The organism is Chryseomicrobium sp. FSL W7-1435 (assembly GCF_038595005.1).
Classification (GTDB): domain Bacteria; phylum Bacillota; class Bacilli; order Bacillales_A; family Planococcaceae; genus Chryseomicrobium.
The window spans coordinates 1097802-1120063 of sequence record NZ_CP151997.1 but is presented as its reverse complement, the minus strand read 5'-3'; the positions used below and the strand labels follow the sequence as shown (position 1 = coordinate 1120063).

The window sequence follows — 22262 nt, the reverse complement described above, 5'->3', positions numbered from 1 at the left end:
GTAAGATTCTTCTCGTTGCAACCTTCTTTTCTCAAGTAACCTCAGAATTGTTAAATATACGCTAAATAGAAGAAGTAGCACGAGTAGTGTGAGAATGATCCATAAAAGTGTTATGCTTGAAACCGTCATTCAAACCACAACCTCTCAATTGTTCTGCGAAACAATGCTTCAAACAACCTTAGATTAAAAGGTTTTTGAATGACTTCATCAATCCCCATTTGATACGCATTGATTAAATTTTCTTCTGAGACTCGATCCGTCAACATGAAGATATGAAACTTCTGATTGCTTGGTAGATTGCGCAAAAAATGGACAATTTCAATGCCATTTTTCTTAGGAAGCACATCATCCAAGATAACTAAATGCGTGTGTGCACTTGTGTACCACTCAGATGTTTCAAAGGCCAAACCGTCTCCATAAGTTTGTAAGTCTAAATCAAAGTTGGAAAGTTTCATGGTAGTGATGGAGCGTTTGAGTACTTCCATTACTATCGGTTCATTCACGATAAGACTAACGCGAATAGTACTTTTTACCCCTTTCACCCATTCTCCATCTACAAATTCCGCTTTATTAGCTTCTAATGAAGGAGTATGACTTTTAAACGCTTTAACAATTGTTAAAAGCTTCACTTCAGGGTCACGTACTTCTGTGAACAATACGCGATATTGCGCGTGTTCATCTACTTCAAAGTGCTTCTCAAGTCTCTTTAAAAAAGCTATAACTTCTCGTTTGCCACTATTCGGCAAAACAGCCCACCAACCGTCTTTTTCTGGGTCATGAAACACTAGATCAGAATTACGAATAAAGGAAATTATTTCATCATCTTGAATCTTAGCTAGACCATCCAACGGAGAGATAGAAATAACAGCAATTGGCGATTTGTTGCGCTCCAGGGCTCCTTGTAACAAAGAAAAGACTGATTCCGCCTCGTCCGCCCAAAATATTTTTTTCCCCATAGTCATCGCCTTCCAATTCGTAAAGTTAATTTGTACCCATACAATAGCACCTTCCACAAAATTTTACTAGTACTTTTTGCATTATTATAAATTAATTTTCAATTTATTTTTAAAAATTTTTTTATTTTATTAGTACTTTATGCTCTTAAATCACTATTCTTCATTCGGTAAATTGTACTTTGAATTAGTTTTGTTTATTTTTCAATCATTTTGGGAAAACTGAATACATTGCGAGAGTGATTCATCAATTGAATAGATTTTGGAGGAATGTACGATGCACAGAACGTATACGTTGTATGATCTTCAGCACGACTCAAGTACAGTCCCTTCTTCCCTGCTTTCAACTGATTATGTCGAATTCTGGTTCAAGTCAATTGAACATCAACAAATTTGTCATCTATCTACTCACGACTTGTGTCGACTAATTCAATTGCAGGTGCTAACAGAATTTCTTTTGCCTGAGAGCTTGCATCGTCTCTACAAAAATCCGGTAATTGGTGCTACGTACGATGGACAACTACTTCAAACAGTGGCTTTAGACATCCCGATTAATTTTTGGATAGAGAATCCTGAAATCCATAATTCAATGAAAGAGTTTTTGGTGATGATGCGAACATTTCGTATTGCGGAAACTTTTATTTGGAAGAATGACGTGGAGAAAAAAGATTATTTATATGCGTTAGAGTTTTTAAATAGAATCACGACATAAAAAAAGGTTCGGACAAAAATAAATCAGCAAGTTCTCTAGGGTAAATTCTAGAAAACTTGCTGATTTATTTGTATATGTTGAGTTCCGTTCCGGGGCTGCGTTCCGTGGGCGCGCTGTGAGCCTCCTCGTCGCAGGCTCCTGCGGGGTCTCACATTCCGACTTTTGATCCCACTGGAGTCAACCCCTACACTCCACTCAACTTTCTAACCAGTGAGCTCTATTACTCTATTTTGTCCCAAACTCTTTTACTATATTGTAAAGCTTTAGCCAATCCACAAGTTGGTGAACTTCTTTTTGTGTCGTTTGATAACCGAACGATATACGCACGAACTGACGGGCCTCATCGCTGGCGTAACCTAAAGTTGTGAGAGCCGACATGGCTTCACCATGACCGATTTTACAAGCGCTGCCTGTTGAAAAAGCTATTTGATTTCGGTTGGCTTCGAGCATTGTATGCTGACCATCGATACCAAACCCTAAAATCCCCATTATGTACGAAGATTTTTCTGCCTGTTCACCAACGACAAGTAAGTTTTGAGGAAGAGCTGATCGAAGCTGTTGATAGTAACTAGTTACTTGTTCAAGCAACTTTGATTGTTCCTTTACTGCAAGGATAGCTGCTTCAGTCGTAGCAGCGATACTAGGCAAATCAAGTGTGCCCGCTCTAAATCCATTCTGATGAGTCGTCCCCTCATAAAGAGACTGCCAATGATTCTTTGGGTTCATCCAAACGACTCCACATCCCTTGGGCCCTCCAAATTTATGGCCGGAAACAACCAAACTTCCTAGCTCTTTCGTCCAAGAACCCATAGCATACTTCCCGAATCCTTGAACGGCATCGCAGTGCACGGGCACATCAAAGGCGTTGGCTATCTTTACAATATCTTGCAGTGGTTGGATAATGCCGGTCTCTGAATTCACCCACTGACAGATGATGACTAACACATCGGTATCTACTAACTCAGTGAGTTTATCAAGTGCTAGTTGTCCTGACGGGAGTAGTGGCAGCCATTCCACTTGATAACCTTGTTGTTGCAGTTCTCCTAAAACCGTCAGAACGCTGGCGTGATCCAGTGGATTCGCTAATATCCTTCCCTTTTTCCCTTTAACTAATGATTGAATAGCCAATTGGTTCGCCTCACTAGCACTTCCTGTAAAGTAGATGGAATCGGGATCGACGTCCCACAACTCCCCCAAAACTCCCTTACACTTCTGAAGTAATCCCATAGCTGAGGTTCCTTGATCATGGAGACTTTGTGTATTTCCAAAGTAATGACGTGCCACTTTTGAATAGACTTCTATTGCTTCAACGCGCATTGGAGTAGTCGCGGCATAATCAAAATAGTTCAACTTTTTCACAACCTTTGTTTGTGACTTGTCTTTCATTTTCTCTCGGTTCATAATAGGTGTCAAGACACTTGTAAAGTTGGTGTAAATTATGGTCGAAGTTTGTATTATTGGATCTGGGTTAGCTGGATTAACTGTGGCTGCTCATCTTCCTTCAAATCTCTCTTGTTTGATCGTGTCAGACGCAGCTACATCAGGCAACAGCTGGCTCGCACAAGGTGGCATCGCAGCCGCTCTAGATAGCTCGGATACTACCGAACGCCATCTAGCCGACACACTAGATGCTGGTGATCACCATGTGGATGGTGAGGTTGCCCGCTATTTAGTGGAATACGGAAAAGAATTTGTCAGAGAAGCTCTTCACCAAGGTTTTCCCGCTGATCGAATGCCAGATGGGTCGTTGAACTTAGGGACTGAAGCAGCTCACTCCTCAAAGCGCATCCTTCATGCCGGAGGAGATCAAACAGGTTATCACTGGATGACTCACATAACTGAGCTAACAAACAAGTTGCAGCGCATTGAAAACGTTCGCGTCCATTCATTAGTAGTCGACAACGGTCGTTGTCAAGGTGTCCGCATTTATTCAGCCAGTCATGAAATTCAGACCATTTTTGCACGGGTGGTCATTCTGGCAACCGGTGGAATTGGAGACTTATTTTCTGTCACTTCCAATTCCCGCGCTGCTTCAGGTACCGGTTTATCGTTGGCCTATCACGCAGGGGCCGCCTTAAGTGATTTAGAATTTATTCAATTCCATCCGACAGTTGCAGTCGAGGACAATAAGACAATCGGGTTGGTCACAGAAGCGGTTCGCGGAGCTGGCGCAACGTTTTGTGACGTGTTTGGCCAGTCACTTCCTATTAACCCACTGGCTCCTCGTGACGCAACTGCACGAGCGGTTGAAGAATATTGGCAAAGAGGCTTTGCTGTCTATTTAAACGTTGCCCATATAGACAACCTAGATGAACGTTTTCCTACTATAAAAGAAACGTTGCAGAAAATGAACAATCAACAGTTAGCCTCGCTTGGCCGAATCCCAGTTCGTCCTGGTGCACATTTTCATATGGGCGGTGTATCAGCAGACATTACAGGTAGAACTTCTCTGCCTGGACTGTATGCGGTGGGAGAAGTGGCATGCACCGGAGTTCATGGAGCCAATCGTCTTGCTAGTAATTCACTGTTAGAGTGTCTTGTGTTGGGTAATCTAGCAGCAAAAGCCATTGCCGAAGAGTGCAAGTCCCCCACTCCTAACTTAGACCTAATCCGAGAAATCTTACCGACTCCATTTCAAGTAAAAGAGGTATCTAGACGAAAACTCACGGAAGTATTAGGGGTAATTCGAGATGAACACATCGAAGCTTTTTCACAATCACTTCCGGTTACTAGATGGGATTTAGAAGCAGTTGCCGCCTCTGAAATTGAGTCACTTCATAGATACACAACTGTTTCACTACTTACTAAGGCCGCCAGCTTACGAACAGAGAGCCGTGGTGCTCATTTCCGAAAAGATCATCCAGAGGCAACGGATGCGTGGTTAGGAAAAGTGATTGTTCACTCTGACGGTACTGAACAGTTACACGAACGAAAACTACATGCTACCAAAGAGAGGGTATTATTGTGAATTCATTACTCGTTGAAGAAAAATTACGCAATTTTTTCTTAGAAGATATCGGTGAAGATGACCTGTCCAGTCGTGTATTTGCCCCGGATCATTATTCAGTTGCCATTGTTCGTGCTAAAGAACGAGGTGTAGCTTGTGGAGTGCATCTATTTGAAATTGGCTTTCGCCTACTCGATCCACGTGTAAAGGTTGTGCTACATATTCAGGATGGAGAATTATTTGAACTAGGCACAGCCCTTGTTGAACTAGAGGGTCCTACCCGCTCTATCCTTTCCGGAGAACGCGTCTTGTTAAATCTAATGCAGCGCATGTCGTCGATTGCTACTCTTACTCACCAATGTGTAGAGCAGCTAACTGGCTCTGCTACTCAACTCGTAGATACTCGAAAAACGACAGCGGGTCTTCGTATGTTTGAAAAGTATGCTGTACGTATCGGTGGAGGTAAAAATCACCGCAACGGTTTATATGACGCCGTCATGTTGAAAGATAATCACATTGCTGCTTGTGGTTCTATTACTGAAGCTGTTAAAAAAGCACGTCAACAAGTAGGTCCTGTAGTAAAAATCGAAGTCGAAATCGAAACAGAAGAACAATTGAGAGAGGCCATTGCGGCTCAACCCGATGTAATCATGATCGATAACCAATCTCCTGCTACCGTAAAGAAGTGGGTACAACTAGTACCTCAGCCAATTTTAACGGAAGCATCGGGTGGTATTACACCTGAAACTTTAGCAGCGTATGGAGACACAGGCGTAAATATGATTTCTATGGGTGCATTGACACATAGCTTGAAACAAATCGACCTGAGTTTAAATGTTACATCATCACATAAGGAGGCTGTTCAATGAGCATTCTAGAACTACTGAATGATACTTCTACAATTCCGACAAGTTATACATCCACTCCATCAGATGAATTATACAGACGAGCAGTTGCGGCTCGAAATAAGCTAGGAGAACGCGTCTATATACTTGGTCATCATTATCAAAAAGATGAAGTGATTCAGTTTGCAGATGCCACAGGTGATTCTCTGCAACTTTCACAAATTGCTGCTGCACAAACAGCGGATACCATTATTTTTTGCGGCGTTCATTTTATGGCAGAGACCGCAGATATTTTAACGGCTCCTCACCAAAATGTGATTTTACCTGACTTACGCGCAGGATGTTCGATGGCCGATATGGCGACAATCACACAAACAGAACGTGCTTGGGACAATCTCCAAGAACTTTTTGGAGATACGATCCTACCACTTACCTATGTCAATTCGACAGCCGCTATCAAATCATTTGTTGGAAAGCATGGTGGAGCGACGGTCACCTCTTCTAACGCTCATCATATGGTGAAGTGGGCGTTTTCTCAAAAGCAGCGCCTGCTATTTTTACCAGATCAACATCTTGGCCGTAACACGGCAGCAGATTTAGGGATACCTCTAGAGCATATGGCTATTTGGGACCCTATCCGAAATCAACTAGAAGCAAATTGTGCTCATGAAGACGTACAGGTCATTTTATGGAAAGGTCACTGTTCCGTGCATATGAACTTTTTGCCTAAGCATATCACTCATTTACGTGCTACAGAACCTGACCGTCGCATACTGGTCCATCCAGAGTGTACCCATGAAGTAGTTACAGCTTCCGATGATAACGGTTCGACTAGCTATATTATTGAGCGAATAAAAAATGCCCCTTCAGGATCGAAGTGGGCAATCGGCACGGAGATGAATTTAGTCAATCGACTAATTTCAGAGAACCCTCATTTGGATATCGTTTCATTGAATCCATTCATGTGCCCTTGTTTAACAATGAATCGCATTGACCTCCCCCATCTCACGTGGACATTAGAAGAACTTGTCAACGGGACCGTGATCAATCCGATCCGTGTAGATGAAGAAACAGCACGCTACTCCAAACTTGCCTTGCAGCGTATGTGGGATAACTAAGATGCGGAGAACGCTTGCCCAGAAATCGCGTGAAAATCAGGCGCACCAAATGAGACGTACTTTGTCTCAGTTGGGGTGAATGATTTTTACGTGAATTTCTAGCGTTCGGAGCTCGATTACTTTAGATGTGGAAGGCGTTCGCTCAGAAATGCTTCGGGAATCAAGCGTGCCCGTAGAGACGCTCTTTGCCTCTATGGGTGCGATTGATTTTCGAATGTATTTCTAACGCCTGGAACTCGATTGTGCTAGATGTGGAAGGCGTTCGCTCAGAAATGCTTCGAAAATAGAGCATAATCTGTTAAGTAACCGTCTTATTTACATTCTAGGTTGGGACTAAAAATCTTTATGCAACTCAATCAATTAAGATGTTGAGTGGAGTGGAGGGGTTGACTCCAGTGGGATCAAAAGTCGGAACGTGAGACCCCTCTTAGATGTGGAGAACGTCATGCTAGAAAGTCCGAGAAAATCAGGCGTGCCAAGTGAGGCGCTCTTGGCCTCGGTTGGTGCGACTGCTTTTGGAGCGTCTTTCTGACGTTCGCAACTCGATTTCAATGAGTTGAAAATAGGCGCGCCCACGGAAAGCAGCCCCGGAACGGAGCTCAATGCAAAAAAATCAGCAGATTCTCTGGAATTTCATCTAGAGAACCTACTGATTTATTTTTTTATCTAATTTAGTTTTCCATAAAGAACATCGACAGTCCACCTGGACCAACATGAGTAGCTACAGCCACACCCATCTGCATGATATGAATATCACCAGAAAACGAAGTCTCTGCTTGCAGCTTTTTTTGTAAATCAAGAGCCACTTGACGCTCTGTCGAATACCCAATAATTAAGAAAGTTGTGTTCTTAGAATCAACACGCTTCGAAAATTCTTCGACATAATGCTTAAGCACACGGTTGCGTCCTCTTTCTTTTGCCACGACCGCACCTTTACCTGCTTTCATCGACATGATGGGTTTAATATTTAAAAACTTGCCAATCAATGCGCTTGCTCCTGAAATACGACCACTCCGAATTAAATGGCTTAAATCATCAACAGACAAGAAGTGTTTTACTTTGGTTTTGTGACTTTCTACGAAGGCAACAATTTCTTCGAAAGATTGCCCTTCTTTTGCCAACTCCGCACTCTTCATTAGTAACCAGCCACTACCGTGGCTCATTGATTTTGAATCAACGATATGAATTTCTACATCGGCATTAGGATTCTCTTCAATAAATTGCGATTTTCCTAATTCACCTGATTGGTAAGAAGCGCTTGTTCCACTAGACATACAAATGCACAGGATTTCACGATGTCCTTCTGCGATTGCTTTGTTGAAATGGTCCACATAAAGAGTAGGACTTGGTGCACCAGTTGAAGCCGATTCACTTCCTGCTTCAAGTTTTTTAAAATAACTATCCGTTGTAATATCTAAACGATCTTTATAGTCTGTACCTTCAATAGTAACAGTTAGAGGAATAATCGAAATGTCGTAATTAGTAATGACGTCTTGTGATAAATCACACGTCGAATCAGCCATAAGTTTCATAGAGAGTAATTGCCACCTTTACACATTTCCCTTTAGTGTAAGCGATTTCTTAGTTTTATATCAGTGACAACTGTCACCAATTTTCGTGTCTACTTGATCCATTTCCTACTTTTTTGCTATTTTCTTCTATTTTTCCTTAACACCGTTCGGTATAATAAGCAGAAAAAGAGGAGTAACCTCCCTATGAACCGCTCAAGTTTACAGTTTCGTTTAGCCAAATACATGCTCATTCTTGCTATGGTTGTGCTTGTGCTCGTTATCACTGCGTCTTACTTCGTAATGGCTCATAGTGTTCGACAGGAAATTGGGGAAAGGGCACTAAACATCGCTGAGACTACTGCACAGCATCCTGAAATTATCAGAGCCTTGCAATCTGATACACCGTCACTTGCAGTGCAAGAGTTAGCCTTATCTATTCAGCAAGAAGTCGAAGCACAATATGTAGTTGTTGGAGATGAAAATGAAATTCGCTATGCGCACCCAATTGCAGATCGAATAGGCGAAAAAATGGTGGGCGATGATAATACGCGAGCTCTAGAAAATGGGGAATCTTACATTTCAGAAGCGACTGGTACACTGGGCAAGGCAATAAGAGGAAAAGCGCCTGTGGTGGATGCTGATGGAACAATTATAGGGATCGTCTCAGTAGGTTTTTTATTAGACAATATTTTCTTGATCAATCTTCAATATGCTAAGTACCTTGCCATTATCTTTATTGTAGCTTCCCTTCTGTCGGTAATACTCTCTCGCTTCTTATCGGGAAGAATTAAAAAACAGCTACTTGATTATGAACCAGTAGAAATCGCTTCCCTTCTTTCACAACGAAATGCTCTTTTGGAATCCATTCGCGAAGCCATCATTGTGATTGATAACAAAGGAATGATTACGTTAAGCAATCCCGCAGCAGATGCTTATTTCCCAGCGCTGCCTTCTCTTAAAGGCCAAATTATCGAAAATATAATTCCCCAAACAAGATTAGTAAAAGTGCTTCAAAGCGGGAAAGTGGAACTGGATCAGGTTATTTCTTTAAATGGCATTCAAACACTGGTCAATAGAATTCCCATTAGCAAAGACGGTAAAGTGACCGGTGCTGTAGCCAGTTTTCGAAGAATCGAGGATATTGATGCAATTGCCGAAGAACTCGCACAAACCAAGGACTATATTGAATCCTTAAGGGCCCAAACACATGAACATCAAAATTTTCTTTATATGATTTCAGGCTTACTCCAATTAAAGGAGTATGACGAGGCAATCGAGTTCATTCATCATGAACAACTAGAAACTACATCCCTTTTGGCTTTTATCACCAAACACATTGAAGACACACATTTGAACGCGATGGTCATAGGTTTTTATAACCGTGCGCGAGAGTTGAAAATCCACCTTGAACTTGATGAAGATAGCGCGTGCTCGACTTTACCGCCTACCATCGCAAAGCATTTGCTTCTACCACTCCTAAGCAATTTAGTAGTGAATGCTTTTGAGGCAGTAGATACTCATAGAGAATCAGAGCGGATTGTTAGATTCTATGTCAAAGAGAGTGATACGGAGTTTATTTTTGAAATTGAAGATTCTGGTCCAGGAATATCGCCAGAGAAATTACCACAGTTATTAGAAGGAAAGCAATCCACTAAAAATAAAACTACTCGTGGCTATGGTCTAGCCATTGTTCAAGAAAATTTAAACTTGTTATCTGGGCAATTGTCGGTAGAGCATGGAGATTTAGGGGGAGCACTCTTTGTTGTCTCCATTCCCATAGGAGGAAAACGCAATGACGGATCTAATTGAAGTTTTAATCGTAGAAGATGATCCCCGCATAGCTAGAATTCATGAGAAATTTGTAGCTGCTGTGGATGGTTTTCAAACTGTTGGGATTGCGCACAGTGTAGCCGAAGCTAAAATCTGGCTCGAGGAATTGCAACCTAAATTAATACTATTGGACGTTTACTTACCGGATGGCCTCGGTATCCATTTAGCTGATTATGTAAAAATGAATCACAGTGACATTGACATCATCCTAATTACCGCGGCTACTGAAATGGATGTTGTCCGAAAGGCGTATTCCGTCGGGATTGAAGACTATCTAATTAAACCATTGACTATGCAATCATTCATAGAACGTCTGTCGGTATATCGAATGAAGCAACGCGTCCTCATGCAAGATACTCAACTAACGGAGGAGCAAATTAAACAACTTTTTCAAACTTCCATTGAAACGGCGGCTCCTCTAGCACCAAAGGGCATTGACAGACTCACTCGAGACAAAGTGATGGGCGTATTAGCCAATTTTAGGGAGGGTATCACTGCCGAATCTTTGGGCCAGGAATTAGGGATGAGCCGATCTACAGCTAGACGTTACCTAGAATATTTAGTTAGTGAGAAAACATTATCGGTTGAACAAGTATATGGTACCGTTGGCCGTCCAGAAAGACGCTATTTTTTAATTTAATAAATGAATCCCCTACCTCCGTCACTGAGTGTAGGGGATTTTTTCATGAACACAATTGAACAAAATAAAGTCAATGCACTAAAAAGAGAATATGTTGTAAATATATTCAATTTTCCGAAAAAAGTTTAAGGTTAGAAAAAGCTAATGAAAGCGCTTTACTAAAAGGGGGATTTATCATGAAGATTGGAAAAAAATTATCACTGTTTGCAGCTTCAGCATTTTTGTTACTTAACGTTGCAGGTTGTACAAACTCGTCAAATGCCGCTACTGAAAACGGAGAGTCTGAGTATCCGAAAAACAATATCACTATCGTCGCACCATCTGGAGCAGGTGGTGGTTGGGACTTAACAGCTCGTGCCATCAGTAAAGTAATGAATGAAACAAAAATTGTTGAAAAAGCAATTACAGTAGAAAATCAACCAGGTGGCGGTGGTGCTGTATTTATGGCAACCTATGCGACGAAAGAAGCTAGCAACGATCATATGCTGATGGTGAAATCACCTCCAATTTTAATCAATAATTTAAAGGCAGAAGGAAATAGTCCATACGGCTACAAGGATACAACTCCACTTGCTCAATTAACGAAAGACTTTGGTGCAATCGTCGTTAAAGAAGATTCTCCATTTGAGACGTTAACAGACCTCTTAGATGCTATCAAAGCTGATCCAACTTCCATCACTTTAGCTGGTGGGTCTGCACCAGGTTCCATGGATCACTTACTGACAATCTTGCCTGCTTACGAATATGGGATTGATCCAAAAACTGCAAAATACGTATCTTACGATGGTGGTGGTGAGGCAATGGCTGCACTTCTAGGATCAAATGCTGATGCTATTGGAACAGACGTTTCAACTGTCACTTCTTATGTAAAAAGTGGCGATGTACGTGTTCTAGCTGTCACATCCCCAGAAAAACTTAATCTAGAAGGGTTAGAAGATGTTCCCACTCTTTATGATTTAGGCATCGACGCTGAATTTACCATTTGGAGAGGTCTATTCGGACCAAAAGATATGTCACCTACAGCTCAAGAGTTTTGGACTGAAAAGTTAGATGAGATGGTTAAAACTGATGAGTGGACAGCTGAACTTGAACGTAATGGCTGGGCAAATGAATATCGAAGTGGCGAAGAATTTAGCGAATTTCTAGCAGAACAAGAACAAGTTATCACTGAAATCTTAACAGCTCTTGAAATGCAAAAATAAACGCAGATGCGAGCATGAAAATGCTCGCATTACTTATTTAAGGAGGTTAACACATCATGACAGTGCGTTTTGATAAAATCGCAAGTATTGTATTTTTCGTAATTGGTATTTTATTTTTTACAGAAGCATTAAAGATTTCCGATAGCGCTTATGGATCGTCAGTTGGCCCTAAAATTTTTCCAATGGGTTTGGGCGCCGCTTTAATTGCATTAAGCATTTTATTAATTATTGAAAGCTATAAGTCAAAGCCAAAGGAACAACACAATTCAGCTGAGTCGTTATCGTCCCCACAATACAAACGATTTTTTATTATTTTAGGATCTGCCATTGGCTACGTACTTCTACTAGAACCTCTTGGTTATTTGATTACTACTTTTGTATTCTTACTGATATCTTTTCAAGTGTTAGAAAAAGGAAAGTGGCTGAACTCATTACTAATTGCCGCTGCTTTTTCAGCAGTCATTTATTTTGGCTACGTCAATATTTTAGGTGGATCTCTTCCGGGATTCCCACTATAGGAAGGTGAACAATAATGGGCACGATTGAATATCTAATGAACGGTTTCTTAGTAGCATTTCAATGGCACAATATTCTATTTGCATTAGTTGGCGTTATTATAGGAACAGCAGTAGGCGTGCTTCCAGGAATTGGACCGATGAGTGGTGTTGCCTTACTCATTCCGATTACAGCAACTTTAACGTCTGGCCTGCCGGTCGAGATGGCCGCAACTAGCTCCATCATTCTATTAGCAGGTGTTTATTATGGAGCCATGTACGGTGGATCCACTACCTCAATCTTATTAAATACACCTGGTGAATCTTCTTCTGTAGTGACGACTTTAGATGGTTACCAAATGGCAAGACAGGGACGTGCTGGTGCGGCTCTCGCCATCTCAGCAATCGGTTCATTTGTTGCAGGTATCATTTCATTGATAGGTCTAGTTTTGCTTGCACAACCTCTCTCTAGAATTGCCATCAACTTTGGGCCAGCAGATTATTTCTCTCTAATGTTATTGGGATTAGCAGCAGTGAGTGGACTTGCTGGAAAATCCATTACAAAAGCCTTGATAATGACTGTAGTTGGTCTAATGCTTGGAACGATTGGAATCGATGCCGTTTCTGGAATTGCTCGTTTTACATATGACTCCCCTATTTTATTTAGTGGTATCGAATTTTTAACAATTGCAGTAGGTCTTTTTGCATTAGGAGAAGTATTTAAAACCATCTTTGAGAAAGAAACGCACGATGAGCCCGTTGCGAAAATCACACGCATCCTGCCAACAAAATCAGATTTAAAACAGAGTGTGGGTCCAATTGGTCGATCGTCTATTTTAGGATTCTTTTTAGGTGTTCTACCAGGAGCAGGTGCTACATTGGCCTCGTTCTTTTCTTACATTACTGAAAAGAAGCTAAGCAAAGATCCTGATTCGTTCGGAAAAGGAAACATTGCGGGTGTAGCAGGACCTGAATCAGCTAATAACGCTGCATCAGGTGGTGCCATGATCCCACTTCTGACTTTAGGAATCCCAGGTTCAGGAACAACCGCCATTCTGATGGGTGCTTTCATTATGTATAACATACAGCCAGGCCCATTATTATTTGAAGAACATCCACAAGTTGCTTGGGGATTAATAGCTAGTATGTTTTTGGGGAATTTGATGCTCTTAATTCTGAATATGCCTCTAGTTCGTGTATTTGCGAAAATTATAGAGACACCAAAAAAATACTTACTCCCTATTATCATAGCTATTTCAATCTTTGGGGTTTATGCTGTTCAATACACTACCTTTGACCTGTTTCTTTTATTAGCCTGCGGAGTTTTAGGCTATCTACTTGCGAAGCATGATTACCCACTAGCTCCTTTAGTGCTTGCACTTGTTCTCGGACCTATGATTGAAAATAATATGCGCCGAGCTCTTACCATTTCAAATGGGGACTTTAGTATTTTTGTCACAAATCCATTATCCCTAACTTTTTTAATTGTTACGTTATTATGGCTAGTGGTTCCCCTACTGCTTCGTTTAAAAGGGAAAAATGTCATTATCAGTGAAGAAGCTTAGAAATAATTTTATAGCACATTAAGGTCAGCCTACTCAGGTTGACCTTTTTTAATTGGTTTACTTAAAAGTTGACACTGTCATTTCTTCGGAAATATGGTATCTTTATGATATTACTTGCACAATAAGGGGGGGAACAAATGGGACAAACGGTTGCAGTTTTGCATATTGATCGAATCACCTATCAATTGCATCCTCTCCTTGATCAAACATCTATCTTTTCACAACTAACTACTCATGAGCAAGATATATTATGGTCAAAAAGTAATGATTTAGACTTCAAGCCCTTTCAATTAGCAATCAACGACGCATTGTATGAAATTACAATGGGTTCCACCCCTAGCGGAAATCACTTTGCCCTCTTTACTGCTCATGAAGAAAAAGCCCTTCGTTCTCTCTTTGAGATTGAGGCAACGATGCGCGAGCAACAAATGAAATTATTTGAGCTGGCTAAATCTAGATCAATTACAAAAGAGTCATTGAAAGAAACGATTGAGAACGCTTGTGAGACTATCGCGCAACTTATTCAAGTTGAACGCGTCGGCATCTGGCTATTCAATCCTTCGCAGACGGTCCTAGAGGCGCAAACTATTTATGACGCGCGTATTCCTACCCATAACTTCGGACAGACCGTTGACGAACTTCACTATCCTACTTATTTTGAAGCTGTGCAGAGTGCGCGGTCCCTAGCTATTCATGATGTAAAAACAGACCCACGTGTGGCTGAGATGTATCCAGAGTACTTTGAGTCCATGGGGGGCATACGTTCCATGTTAGATGCTCCCATTATGCTGAGCTCTGGAATTGGGGGCGTACTTTGTTGCGAGTCTCTCTCAAAACGCGTCTGGACTGAGCTAGATCAAACATTAGTTGGCACCCTCGCTGATATGGTGGCTTTCTTATATGAACGCATTTATCGTATCGAAGCTGAAGCACGAATCGAAGAACTTGCCTATGTCGATCAATTAACAGGGCTACCCAATCAGAATGCTTTTGAGGATACAGTTTCTACTCACCTAGCCGAACAAGCTAGTGGAACGTTTATTTATTTAGTAATCGATCAGTTTGCCACAATTCAAGAAGTACTAGGATTCGACGGTGGCGATGAAGTCTTACAAGAAATAGCACATCGTCTAAAAATGAATTTTAAAGAGCCCAATGTTGTCGCCCGTCTTGCTATGGATCATTTTGTATTGTACCTACAACCTCAAGAGCGCTTGCACTTTGAAGAGAAATTTATGGAAATTAAAAAACCTTTCCATAGCAAAGGTCAAGAAGTATATGTCACTTATAGCTACGGCAGAGCAGATTATCCTATTCATGGGGACAACGTCAAACACTGTTTACAAAGTGCCCAAATTGCTTTGAGTCATGGTAAAAAACTCGGATCACAGAGTATCGCTTCCATCTTCAATCCATTTATGAAAGAGCAAAGTGCAGATATTTTACATACAGAGTTTAACCTTCGTAAAGGGTTAGATATGAATGAGTTCAGTTTGTACTATCAACCTCAAGTCAATTCTAGAACAGGGATTGTAGAGGGTTTTGAAGCACTCATTCGTTGGCATCACCCTGACAAAGGGATTATTCCACCATTTGATTTTATCCATCATGCAGAATCTACGGGACTTATTTTGCCAATTGGGGAGTGGGTTATCGAGCAAGCTTTTCAACAATTAGAGAAATGGCAATCACAAGGTTTTTCTACTTGCACAATATCAATCAATATTTCTCCAAGACATTTTTTACATGAAAAGCTTCTTCCTTATTTAAAATCATGTTTGGAGACATATGATGTGCAACCCCATCAGTTTGTAATAGAGATCACCGAGAATGTGGCAATGGGCGATTATTTAGCTGCTCAAACGCGTATCGCTGAATTGCATGAACTGGGGTTCCTTATAAGTATTGACGATTTTGGGACAGGTTTCTCTGCCTTCATCTACTTACAACACTTCTCAATTGATGAAATTAAAATTGATCGCCAATTTATTCTAGATATCGAGACCAATAAAAAGAGTCTTGGCATTGTGAAGACAATCGTTGATTTAGCCAATCTATTAGAGCTGCGCGTCGTTGTAGAAGGTGTGGAAACTCAACAGCAATTGGAGCTTTTACAAGCTATAGGTTGTAAAACCATTCAAGGATACTATTATGCACGTCCCTTACCTACATCTGAAATTGAGCAATGGTTTGAAAAAAGAAGCTCCCACTCGTAACTTGAGTGAGAGCTTCTTTTACTGAATGTAGCGTCTAGCTGAGTGATAATTCCAGCTATAGGCTCCGTTATCATAGCGTTCAATTCTCACCGAGCTACTAGCATTAGGTGCATGTAACATCATGCCATCACCTAAATATAGGCCCACGTGATACACTTTTCCTTTACCAGAATTCCCAGCATAAAACACAAAATCTCCTGCTCGCATGTTAGATTTTGAAATCCATGTCCCTTTTGTTGCTTGATAGAATGAATCTCGAGGAATAAGCACGCCATGAGTACGCATAATTGCATAAAGAATACCTGAACAGTCAAAACCGTAAGCAGATGTTCCTGACCAAATATAACGTAATCCTAAGAACCGCTTCGCCTCATTGATCACAGTCGTCGCTGTCGGCTTGGGAACAGATGCATAGTTCTTATGCACTTTGACATCCGCCTTGGCCACTTTCATCTTTTTATCGTTGGGAGCAGCTACGATCCAAGAGTTCGTCTCTTCGCCTACTACAGGGAGTATAGTTGAATAACTGACTTCTACTGAATTTTTATTCGTGCTAGCATCTTTTAACCACGATGTCTTTGCATGAACAATAGCTATCCGACAATCGCTGTAATCATAATAAGATTTTACAATTTGAGAAGCGGGAACCCAACCTGGATATCCTGCTGCATTATAAGGTACCCATTGATCCTTTGTAGCGACTTTATACCAATCTCCTGATACTTGGGAAACTGTAATCGTATCCCCATAAAGCGCTTGTGTATCTGTTTGTTGGACGAGCCACCAACTTTGGTTTTCGCTAAGTGAAGCCGACCAACGGCGTAAATCTGTTGGATTTGTCGAAGCGGGAGCATCAATTGGTCGCGTCTTATTGGGCTGCTTCCAGAAGTTTGCTGCCTGCACGCCAATTTTCCGGTGTGGGATGGACATCTTCTTTTCACACACTTGCGGCTTAGGTGGTGGTAAAGGTTGTACTTCTACTCGAAATGCAGAATTCATCGTCCGTGCAATAAACAACAATACGTGTTCATGCGTTGTGGCAACGAACGGTCGATAGGTGCGGTCTGGGTAGCCCACTGTTATTTTATTAGCTACTAGATTTTGTACAGCCTCATAAAAATAAGCTTTTGTAGATACATCTGTAAATACTGCACTTGTCGTTCCCGTTAATTGAAATGTTAAAGCGATAACTCGTGCCATGTCTGCTCGATTTAATGAATTGTTCGGACGAAACGTTCCATCTGGGTAGCCACTGATGATTCCCCGTTTATGAAACTCAGCAATCATCCAGTAATTTTTGTGATCACTAGGTACGTCACTAAATAAAGGAGCAGCTGCCAATTCAAGTTTCTCAGGCTGATCAGTGTCATTTGTAGTTTCAGAATCTACTTGCTGCTCTGCAGAGTCGATTTGAGTTTCTTCCACATCGACTTCAGATTCAACTTCTATTTCTGACGTTTCAGTCTCCTCTGTAATTTCAACTTCAGTCTCTACTTCAGTCTCTATTTCAATCACTGTTTCTGTTTCAACTTCAGTCTCGATCTCAGTCTTGATTTCAGTCTCTACTTCTGTTTCAATGTCAGTTTCCACTTCCGATTCTACTTCTGTTATGACTTTGGAGTCATCCTCTTGTACATCTTCTTCAGACAAATCCACTTCAGTAGACTGTTGCGTTTCTGACTGTTGGATAACCGGTTTTTCTAGCTTCAAGGCTCTTGCCAGATAGACGACCGCATCCATACGTGTGATGGATTTCTTCCAGTCACGAGAAAGCTCTTCTGGTAAAAGGACTTTTTGAGCGACTAAATAATCCCATTCTTTTTGATGGGCGGTAGGGGCAGCTGCTTGTGCTTCGCTAAAAGGTAATAGCAGCGTCAAAATAAGAACAAACACAATCCCAATTTTCATTTGTTTCATGTAGTTTTCTCCTTCATATATAATCTACTTTCATTATACCGATTGATTTGGTAAATGTTCCAATTTTCAAAAAATAATGCAAATAAACGACCAATATAGTAAGAATCTCTGTTCATCACTTCAAATGCATAGTATAATTGATGATTGTATTCGACAAAAATTTATAGTGGCGAAGAGGTTATGTCCATGCAGCGTTCAGAACTGCGAACCATGAAAAAATCACGCAAACGAAAGATACTATATAGCATTTTAATCATTCTCGGATCATTAGTAATCTTGTCAGCCACCTACGCCGTTTATTTAGCAAAAAAAGCAGAAGTTGCAGCTAATAATAGTTTTGAAGCAATAGAAGAACGAGAATCCGGTTCTGATTTACGAGAAGAAGATGTAGAACCATTAGAAGACAATGTGTCGATTCTTCTTGTCGGTATTGACGATAGTGAAAAACGAGACTTTGGCGATTCAAATAGTCGCTCAGATTCATTGATGGTCGCAACTTTAAATAATGAAGACAAGTCAATTAAAATTGTAAGTATTCCTCGTGATACGTACACTTATATTCCAGAAGTAGGCTATGAGGATAAAATCACACATGCTCATGCTTATGGAGGCACCTTTGCAGCAATTGAAACTGTTGAAGAGTTATTAGAAATACCGATTGATTACTATGTTCGATTAAACTTTGAGGCATTTATTGAAGTAGTCGACGCGTTCGACGGGGTTGTTGTGGATGTTCCCTACGACCGGTTAGAACTTGATGAAAATGATGAATATACTATTCAATTAACAGAAGGCCGTCAATTATTAGATGGTCGAGAAGCATTGGCGCTTGCTCGAACTCGTATGGTAGACAATGATATTGAACGAGGCAAACGCCAACAGATGATTTTAGAGGCGCTAATAAGCCGTGCTTCTTCTGTACAATCATTCGGAAAATACGGTGATGTCATCGAAGCACTAGGTGACAACATCCGAACAGATTTAACGTTCGATAATATGATGTCATTCTTAAAATATCTAAACTCTGGTGTACCTGAAATCGAAACGATTTCTCTGGCAGGGTTTGATGATACTTCTACAGGCGTTTACTACTGGCAGCTAGATCAAGACGAGTTAGAGGTAACTAGAGAGAGTTTGAAGAGCCATTTAGAACTTCCTGGTTACACGTATACTCGACCTATTGAACAAGAAGAAACCGATTCTTCCTTAACTACTCCAGACGATTCAACTGAAAGCGAATAGTCATTCTTAGATGTGGAGAACGTCACTCAAGAAAGTCCGAGGAAATCAGGCGTGCCAAGTGAGGCGATCTTGGCCTCGGTTGGTGCGACTGATTTTGGAGCGTCTTTCTGACGTTCGCAACTTGATTATTCTTAGATGTGGAGAACGTCACTCAAGAAAGTCCGAGGAAATCAGGCGTGCCAAGTGAGGCGATCTTGGCCTCGGTTGGTGCGACTGATTTTGGAGCGTCTTTCTGACGTTCGCAACTTGATTATTCTTAGATGTGGAGAACGTCACTCAAGAAAGTCCGAGGAAATCAGGCGTGCCAAGTGAGGCGCTCTTGGCCTCGGTTGGTGCGACTGATTTTGGAGCGTCTTTCTGACGTTCGCAACTTGATTATTCTTAGATGTGGAGAACGTCACTCAAGAAAGTCCGAGGAAATCAGGCGTGCCAAGTGAGGCGATCTTGGCCTCGGTTGGTGCGACTGATTTTGGAGCGTCTTTCTGACGTTCGCAACTTGATTCCATTGAGTTGTAAATACGACACCCCCACGAAACGTAACTCAATGAAGACAAAAATCGGTAGATTCTCTGGAGTGCGACCTAGAGAATCTACCGATTTTATTTTTGTCTCAAGTTCATTTAGTTTTTAGTTTTTGTTTGATAGAATTTGTCCAAAGTCTCCTTCTATCTCACCTGTGCTAATTGTTTTAGCTATTTGTTCTCCTATATGAGGATAAAAATGGTGTCCGTCAAAATAGTTGGCCAAATTGTTAGTGACACTGTTTGGATACATGAAGTGATACACCTCATCCGCCCCACCTTTTAAATCCTCTAACCACCGTTCATAATCAGGAAGATTTCCTTCTTCTACTAATGTTTCATAAAGTGGTGTTGAAATTGGCGTTGTAAACACAATTAATTCTGCATTGGGGTAAGCGCTTTGGATAGCTTCCAACTCTTCTTTCACACGAGAATCATAGCGATAATTATCACCATAGAATTCAGCCCTAAACTTTTCAACTTTAGCGGCTGTTTCTTTTTCAATCGTTGCTTGTTCAAACTCTCTTGCTTCAGCTATATTATCACGATTGTATTGTCGTAAAGTGCGAAGTCTCCCCTCTGCTGACCAGTCATAATTTCGTTTGGCGTAATCAAATACATCAAGAGAAATTAAATTTTTCCAGCGGTAAAAGGGTTCTTGAACTTTTTCGATGTAGGGTGCTAAATCTACAGCTTTTTCACTTTGAAATTCACTGCTTTTGAAGAAATCTACTCCAAGAATAATCCGTTCAAATGGTTGATTGTTTTGCTGCTGAGCAAATTCAATCATAGGGCGATATTCAAGAAACGACAAATCACTGGCAGAAAAGTTGTAGACATCCATTCCCTCAAATTTATTAGCTGGAACATAGGTGGTTCGGCTACTTCCTATTAGTAGCGTATCAAAATCGTTATCGCCAAAGTATAGTTCATTTACTTTTTGCTGGCGTTCATCGATAACTGCTTGAACATCGTTATAGTCGTGTTTATGAGAAAAACTCCATAATGGATCAATCCAGTAAGAAAAAGAGCCGATGATCAGTAACGGGACAAGTGTCATACTAAAAAAGATGACAATAAAAAAACGATACGTCATAGTCTATCTCCTTCTCTAAAAGTTGAAATATAAAAACTCAGATACTTGTTGAAGTTTTAGAGCAACATATAAAAACATGGCTCCTGCCGCAATGGCATACATTGGATTCGGTCGTAGTCCCTGCATCCAGTCATAAGAATTCTTAAAGAAAAATGCAATTATTCCTGCTCCAACAAAATAAAGAATCAGCTCGAGAGATGTTGCTGAAAACGTCTCAAGAGGCTGAACCAAATCTTGAATCGCTGCCATTTTCCCTAATACGATTAAGGCATCATCCACTGTTAGTGCTCGGAAGAAAACCCACGTTGCGTTAACAAATTGGAAGGTAATAATCCAACCAACAATAGCCGGTAGTTTGAAGCCTTTTTGATGCCAAAATCGATGTACTATCATGGCTAGACCGTGCAATACTCCCCAAATGACAAATGTCCATCCAGCCCCATGCCATATTCCACTGACAAAAAAGATGATGAAGATATTGACGTATGTACGGGGAATCGACTTATAACTTCCTCCTAAAGGAATATACAAGTAATCCGTTAAAAAACGAGAGAGTGTCATATGCCAACGACGCCAGAAATCTTGAATAGAGACTGCCCGGTAAGGTGAGTTAAAGTTTAATGGAAGAACAATATTAAACAATAGTGCCAAACCAATGGCCATATCACTGTATCCACTAAAATCAAAATAGAGTTGGAATGTATAAGCAAGCGATGTCACCCATGCTTCTGAAGTGGTGAGGGCCTGAACATTTGAATACCCTTCATTTGCCCACACAGCAAAGGTATCGGCTATGGCTACTTTTTTAAACAATCCAATCGAGAAAATAAATAAGCCTTTGGCGATATTCTCAGCATGCATCTTTTTCTTCGCTGCATCCAAGTATTGCCCCATCACTTCTTTGTGATGAACAATTGGTCCAGCGATTAACTGCGGGAAAAATGAAATAAATAATGCATAGTTGAGGAAGTTGTTATCCTCCACTTTTCCTTTATACCGATCGACCAAATACGCAATTTGTTGAAATGTATAAAAGCTGATCGCAAGCGGCAATAGTAAATGCAATAGTTGAAAATTGGTATTTAATACGTGATTGAAATTAGCGATAAAAAAGTCCGTGTATTTAAAATAGCCTAATAGTAAAACGTTAAAAATGATTCCTAAAATCAAAATTTGTTTTTTCATAGCCTCAGTACGCATCATCCAAGTGCCCACACCGTAATTCACTAGGATTGAAACAATGAGTAATAGGAGATAGGCTGGATTCCACCAAGCGTAGAAAAATAGAGAGGAGAGTAGTAACAGCACAATCCCTGCCGTATGATGGATCTTGTTAACTAAGAAATAGCCAATAAAGACGATTGGCAGAAAGACAAAAATAAATTCAAATGAATTGAATAACATGTGAAAGCCTCCGAAGCGTCAAATTCATCTCTCTATCATACACCATTCT

General features: G+C 40.8%; 17 protein-coding genes. 11 read left to right on the top strand and 6 right to left on the bottom strand.

Annotated elements, in window-relative coordinates; genetic code table 11:
* Positions 1-125: 125 nt before the first annotated feature.
* The gene (locus MKY84_RS05690) at positions 126-956 is read right to left on the bottom strand and encodes a response regulator (RefSeq protein WP_342528391.1); all 831 of its coding nucleotides are present in this window, start codon (positions 954-956) and stop codon (positions 126-128) included.
* A 274-nt stretch (positions 957-1230) separates the two neighbouring features.
* Between MKY84_RS05690 and MKY84_RS05685 the strand changes: the two genes are divergently transcribed.
* Positions 1231-1665: a contact-dependent growth inhibition system immunity protein gene (locus MKY84_RS05685; RefSeq protein ID WP_342528390.1), complete on the top strand. Its 435-nt coding sequence runs from the start codon at positions 1231-1233 to the stop codon at positions 1663-1665.
* 225 nt (positions 1666-1890) lie between these two features.
* Here MKY84_RS05685 and MKY84_RS05680 read toward each other — a convergent pair whose 3' ends face one another.
* Complete coding sequence (locus MKY84_RS05680) at positions 1891-3066, bottom strand: IscS subfamily cysteine desulfurase (RefSeq protein WP_342528388.1); 1176 nt, start codon at positions 3064-3066, stop codon at positions 1891-1893.
* A gap of 37 nt (positions 3067-3103) precedes the next feature.
* Between MKY84_RS05680 and MKY84_RS05675 the strand changes: the two genes are divergently transcribed.
* From MKY84_RS05675 to nadA, 3 genes are read left to right on the top strand one after another with little or no spacing between them, the layout of a single operon-like run.
* Positions 3104-4633 carry an FAD-dependent oxidoreductase gene (locus tag MKY84_RS05675; RefSeq protein WP_342528387.1) on the top strand — a complete coding sequence of 510 codons (1530 nt, stop codon included), beginning with the start codon at positions 3104-3106 and terminating at the stop codon, positions 4631-4633.
* Positions 4630-5481, top strand: a complete 852-nt coding sequence (gene nadC, locus MKY84_RS05670) for a carboxylating nicotinate-nucleotide diphosphorylase (RefSeq protein ID WP_342528385.1) — start codon at positions 4630-4632, stop codon at positions 5479-5481. Before MKY84_RS05675 ends, nadC begins: the two co-directional genes overlap by 4 nt.
* On the top strand, positions 5478-6575 hold the full coding sequence (gene nadA / locus MKY84_RS05665; protein WP_342528384.1) for a quinolinate synthase NadA: 1098 nt from the start codon (positions 5478-5480) through the stop codon (positions 6573-6575). Before nadC ends, nadA begins: the two co-directional genes overlap by 4 nt.
* A 671-nt stretch (positions 6576-7246) precedes the next feature.
* Here the strand turns inward: nadA and MKY84_RS05660 are convergent.
* Entirely contained in the window at positions 7247-8107 is an 861-nt protein-coding gene (locus tag MKY84_RS05660) for a DegV family protein (RefSeq protein WP_342528383.1), read from the bottom strand.
* 183 nt (positions 8108-8290) lie between these two features.
* Here MKY84_RS05660 and MKY84_RS05655 point away from each other — a divergent pair, with 183 nt between their 5' ends.
* The 6 genes from MKY84_RS05655 (at position 8291) to MKY84_RS05630 (ending at position 16033) form a co-directional block, all read left to right on the top strand.
* Positions 8291-9895 carry a sensor histidine kinase gene (locus MKY84_RS05655; RefSeq protein ID WP_342528382.1) on the top strand — a complete coding sequence of 535 codons (1605 nt, stop codon included), beginning with the start codon at positions 8291-8293 and terminating at the stop codon, positions 9893-9895.
* Positions 9879-10556 (top strand): response regulator, encoded by a 678-nt coding sequence (locus tag MKY84_RS05650; RefSeq protein WP_342528381.1) that lies wholly within the window; start codon positions 9879-9881, stop codon positions 10554-10556. Before MKY84_RS05655 ends, MKY84_RS05650 begins: the two co-directional genes overlap by 17 nt.
* 176 nt (positions 10557-10732) lie before the next feature.
* Positions 10733-11758, top strand: a complete 1026-nt coding sequence (locus tag MKY84_RS05645) for a tripartite tricarboxylate transporter substrate-binding protein (protein ID WP_342528379.1) — start codon at positions 10733-10735, stop codon at positions 11756-11758.
* Positions 11759-11814: 56 nt separating this feature from the next.
* Positions 11815-12276, top strand: a complete 462-nt coding sequence (locus tag MKY84_RS05640) for a tripartite tricarboxylate transporter TctB family protein (protein ID WP_342528377.1) — start codon at positions 11815-11817, stop codon at positions 12274-12276.
* Positions 12277-12290: 14 nt separating this feature from the next.
* A complete protein-coding gene (locus MKY84_RS05635; RefSeq protein ID WP_342528375.1) occupies positions 12291-13817 on the top strand; it encodes a tripartite tricarboxylate transporter permease in 1527 nt (508 codons plus the stop codon).
* Between the two features lie 137 nt (positions 13818-13954).
* Positions 13955-16033 carry a GGDEF and EAL domain-containing protein gene (locus tag MKY84_RS05630; RefSeq protein WP_342528373.1) on the top strand — a complete coding sequence of 693 codons (2079 nt, stop codon included), beginning with the start codon at positions 13955-13957 and terminating at the stop codon, positions 16031-16033.
* Positions 16034-16051: 18 nt separating this feature from the next.
* Here the strand turns inward: MKY84_RS05630 and MKY84_RS05625 are convergent, their stop codons facing one another.
* Positions 16052-17950 (bottom strand): NlpC/P60 family protein, encoded by a 1899-nt coding sequence (locus tag MKY84_RS05625; RefSeq protein ID WP_342528372.1) that lies wholly within the window; start codon positions 17948-17950, stop codon positions 16052-16054.
* A 186-nt stretch (positions 17951-18136) separates the two neighbouring features.
* Between MKY84_RS05625 and MKY84_RS05620 the strand changes: the two genes are divergently transcribed.
* Positions 18137-19192 carry an LCP family protein gene (locus MKY84_RS05620; RefSeq protein WP_342528370.1) on the top strand — a complete coding sequence of 352 codons (1056 nt, stop codon included), beginning with the start codon at positions 18137-18139 and terminating at the stop codon, positions 19190-19192.
* Positions 19193-19819: 627 nt separating this feature from the next.
* Here MKY84_RS05620 and MKY84_RS05615 read toward each other — a convergent pair.
* Together MKY84_RS05615 and MKY84_RS05610 are read right to left on the bottom strand one after the other, a co-directional pair.
* Positions 19820-20809 carry a hypothetical protein gene (locus MKY84_RS05615; protein WP_342528368.1) on the bottom strand — a complete coding sequence of 330 codons (990 nt, stop codon included), beginning with the start codon at positions 20807-20809 and terminating at the stop codon, positions 19820-19822.
* Between the two features lie 15 nt (positions 20810-20824).
* Positions 20825-22213 (bottom strand): MBOAT family O-acyltransferase, encoded by a 1389-nt coding sequence (locus tag MKY84_RS05610; protein ID WP_342528366.1) that lies wholly within the window; start codon positions 22211-22213, stop codon positions 20825-20827.
* Between the last annotated feature and the right edge of the window lie 49 nt (positions 22214-22262).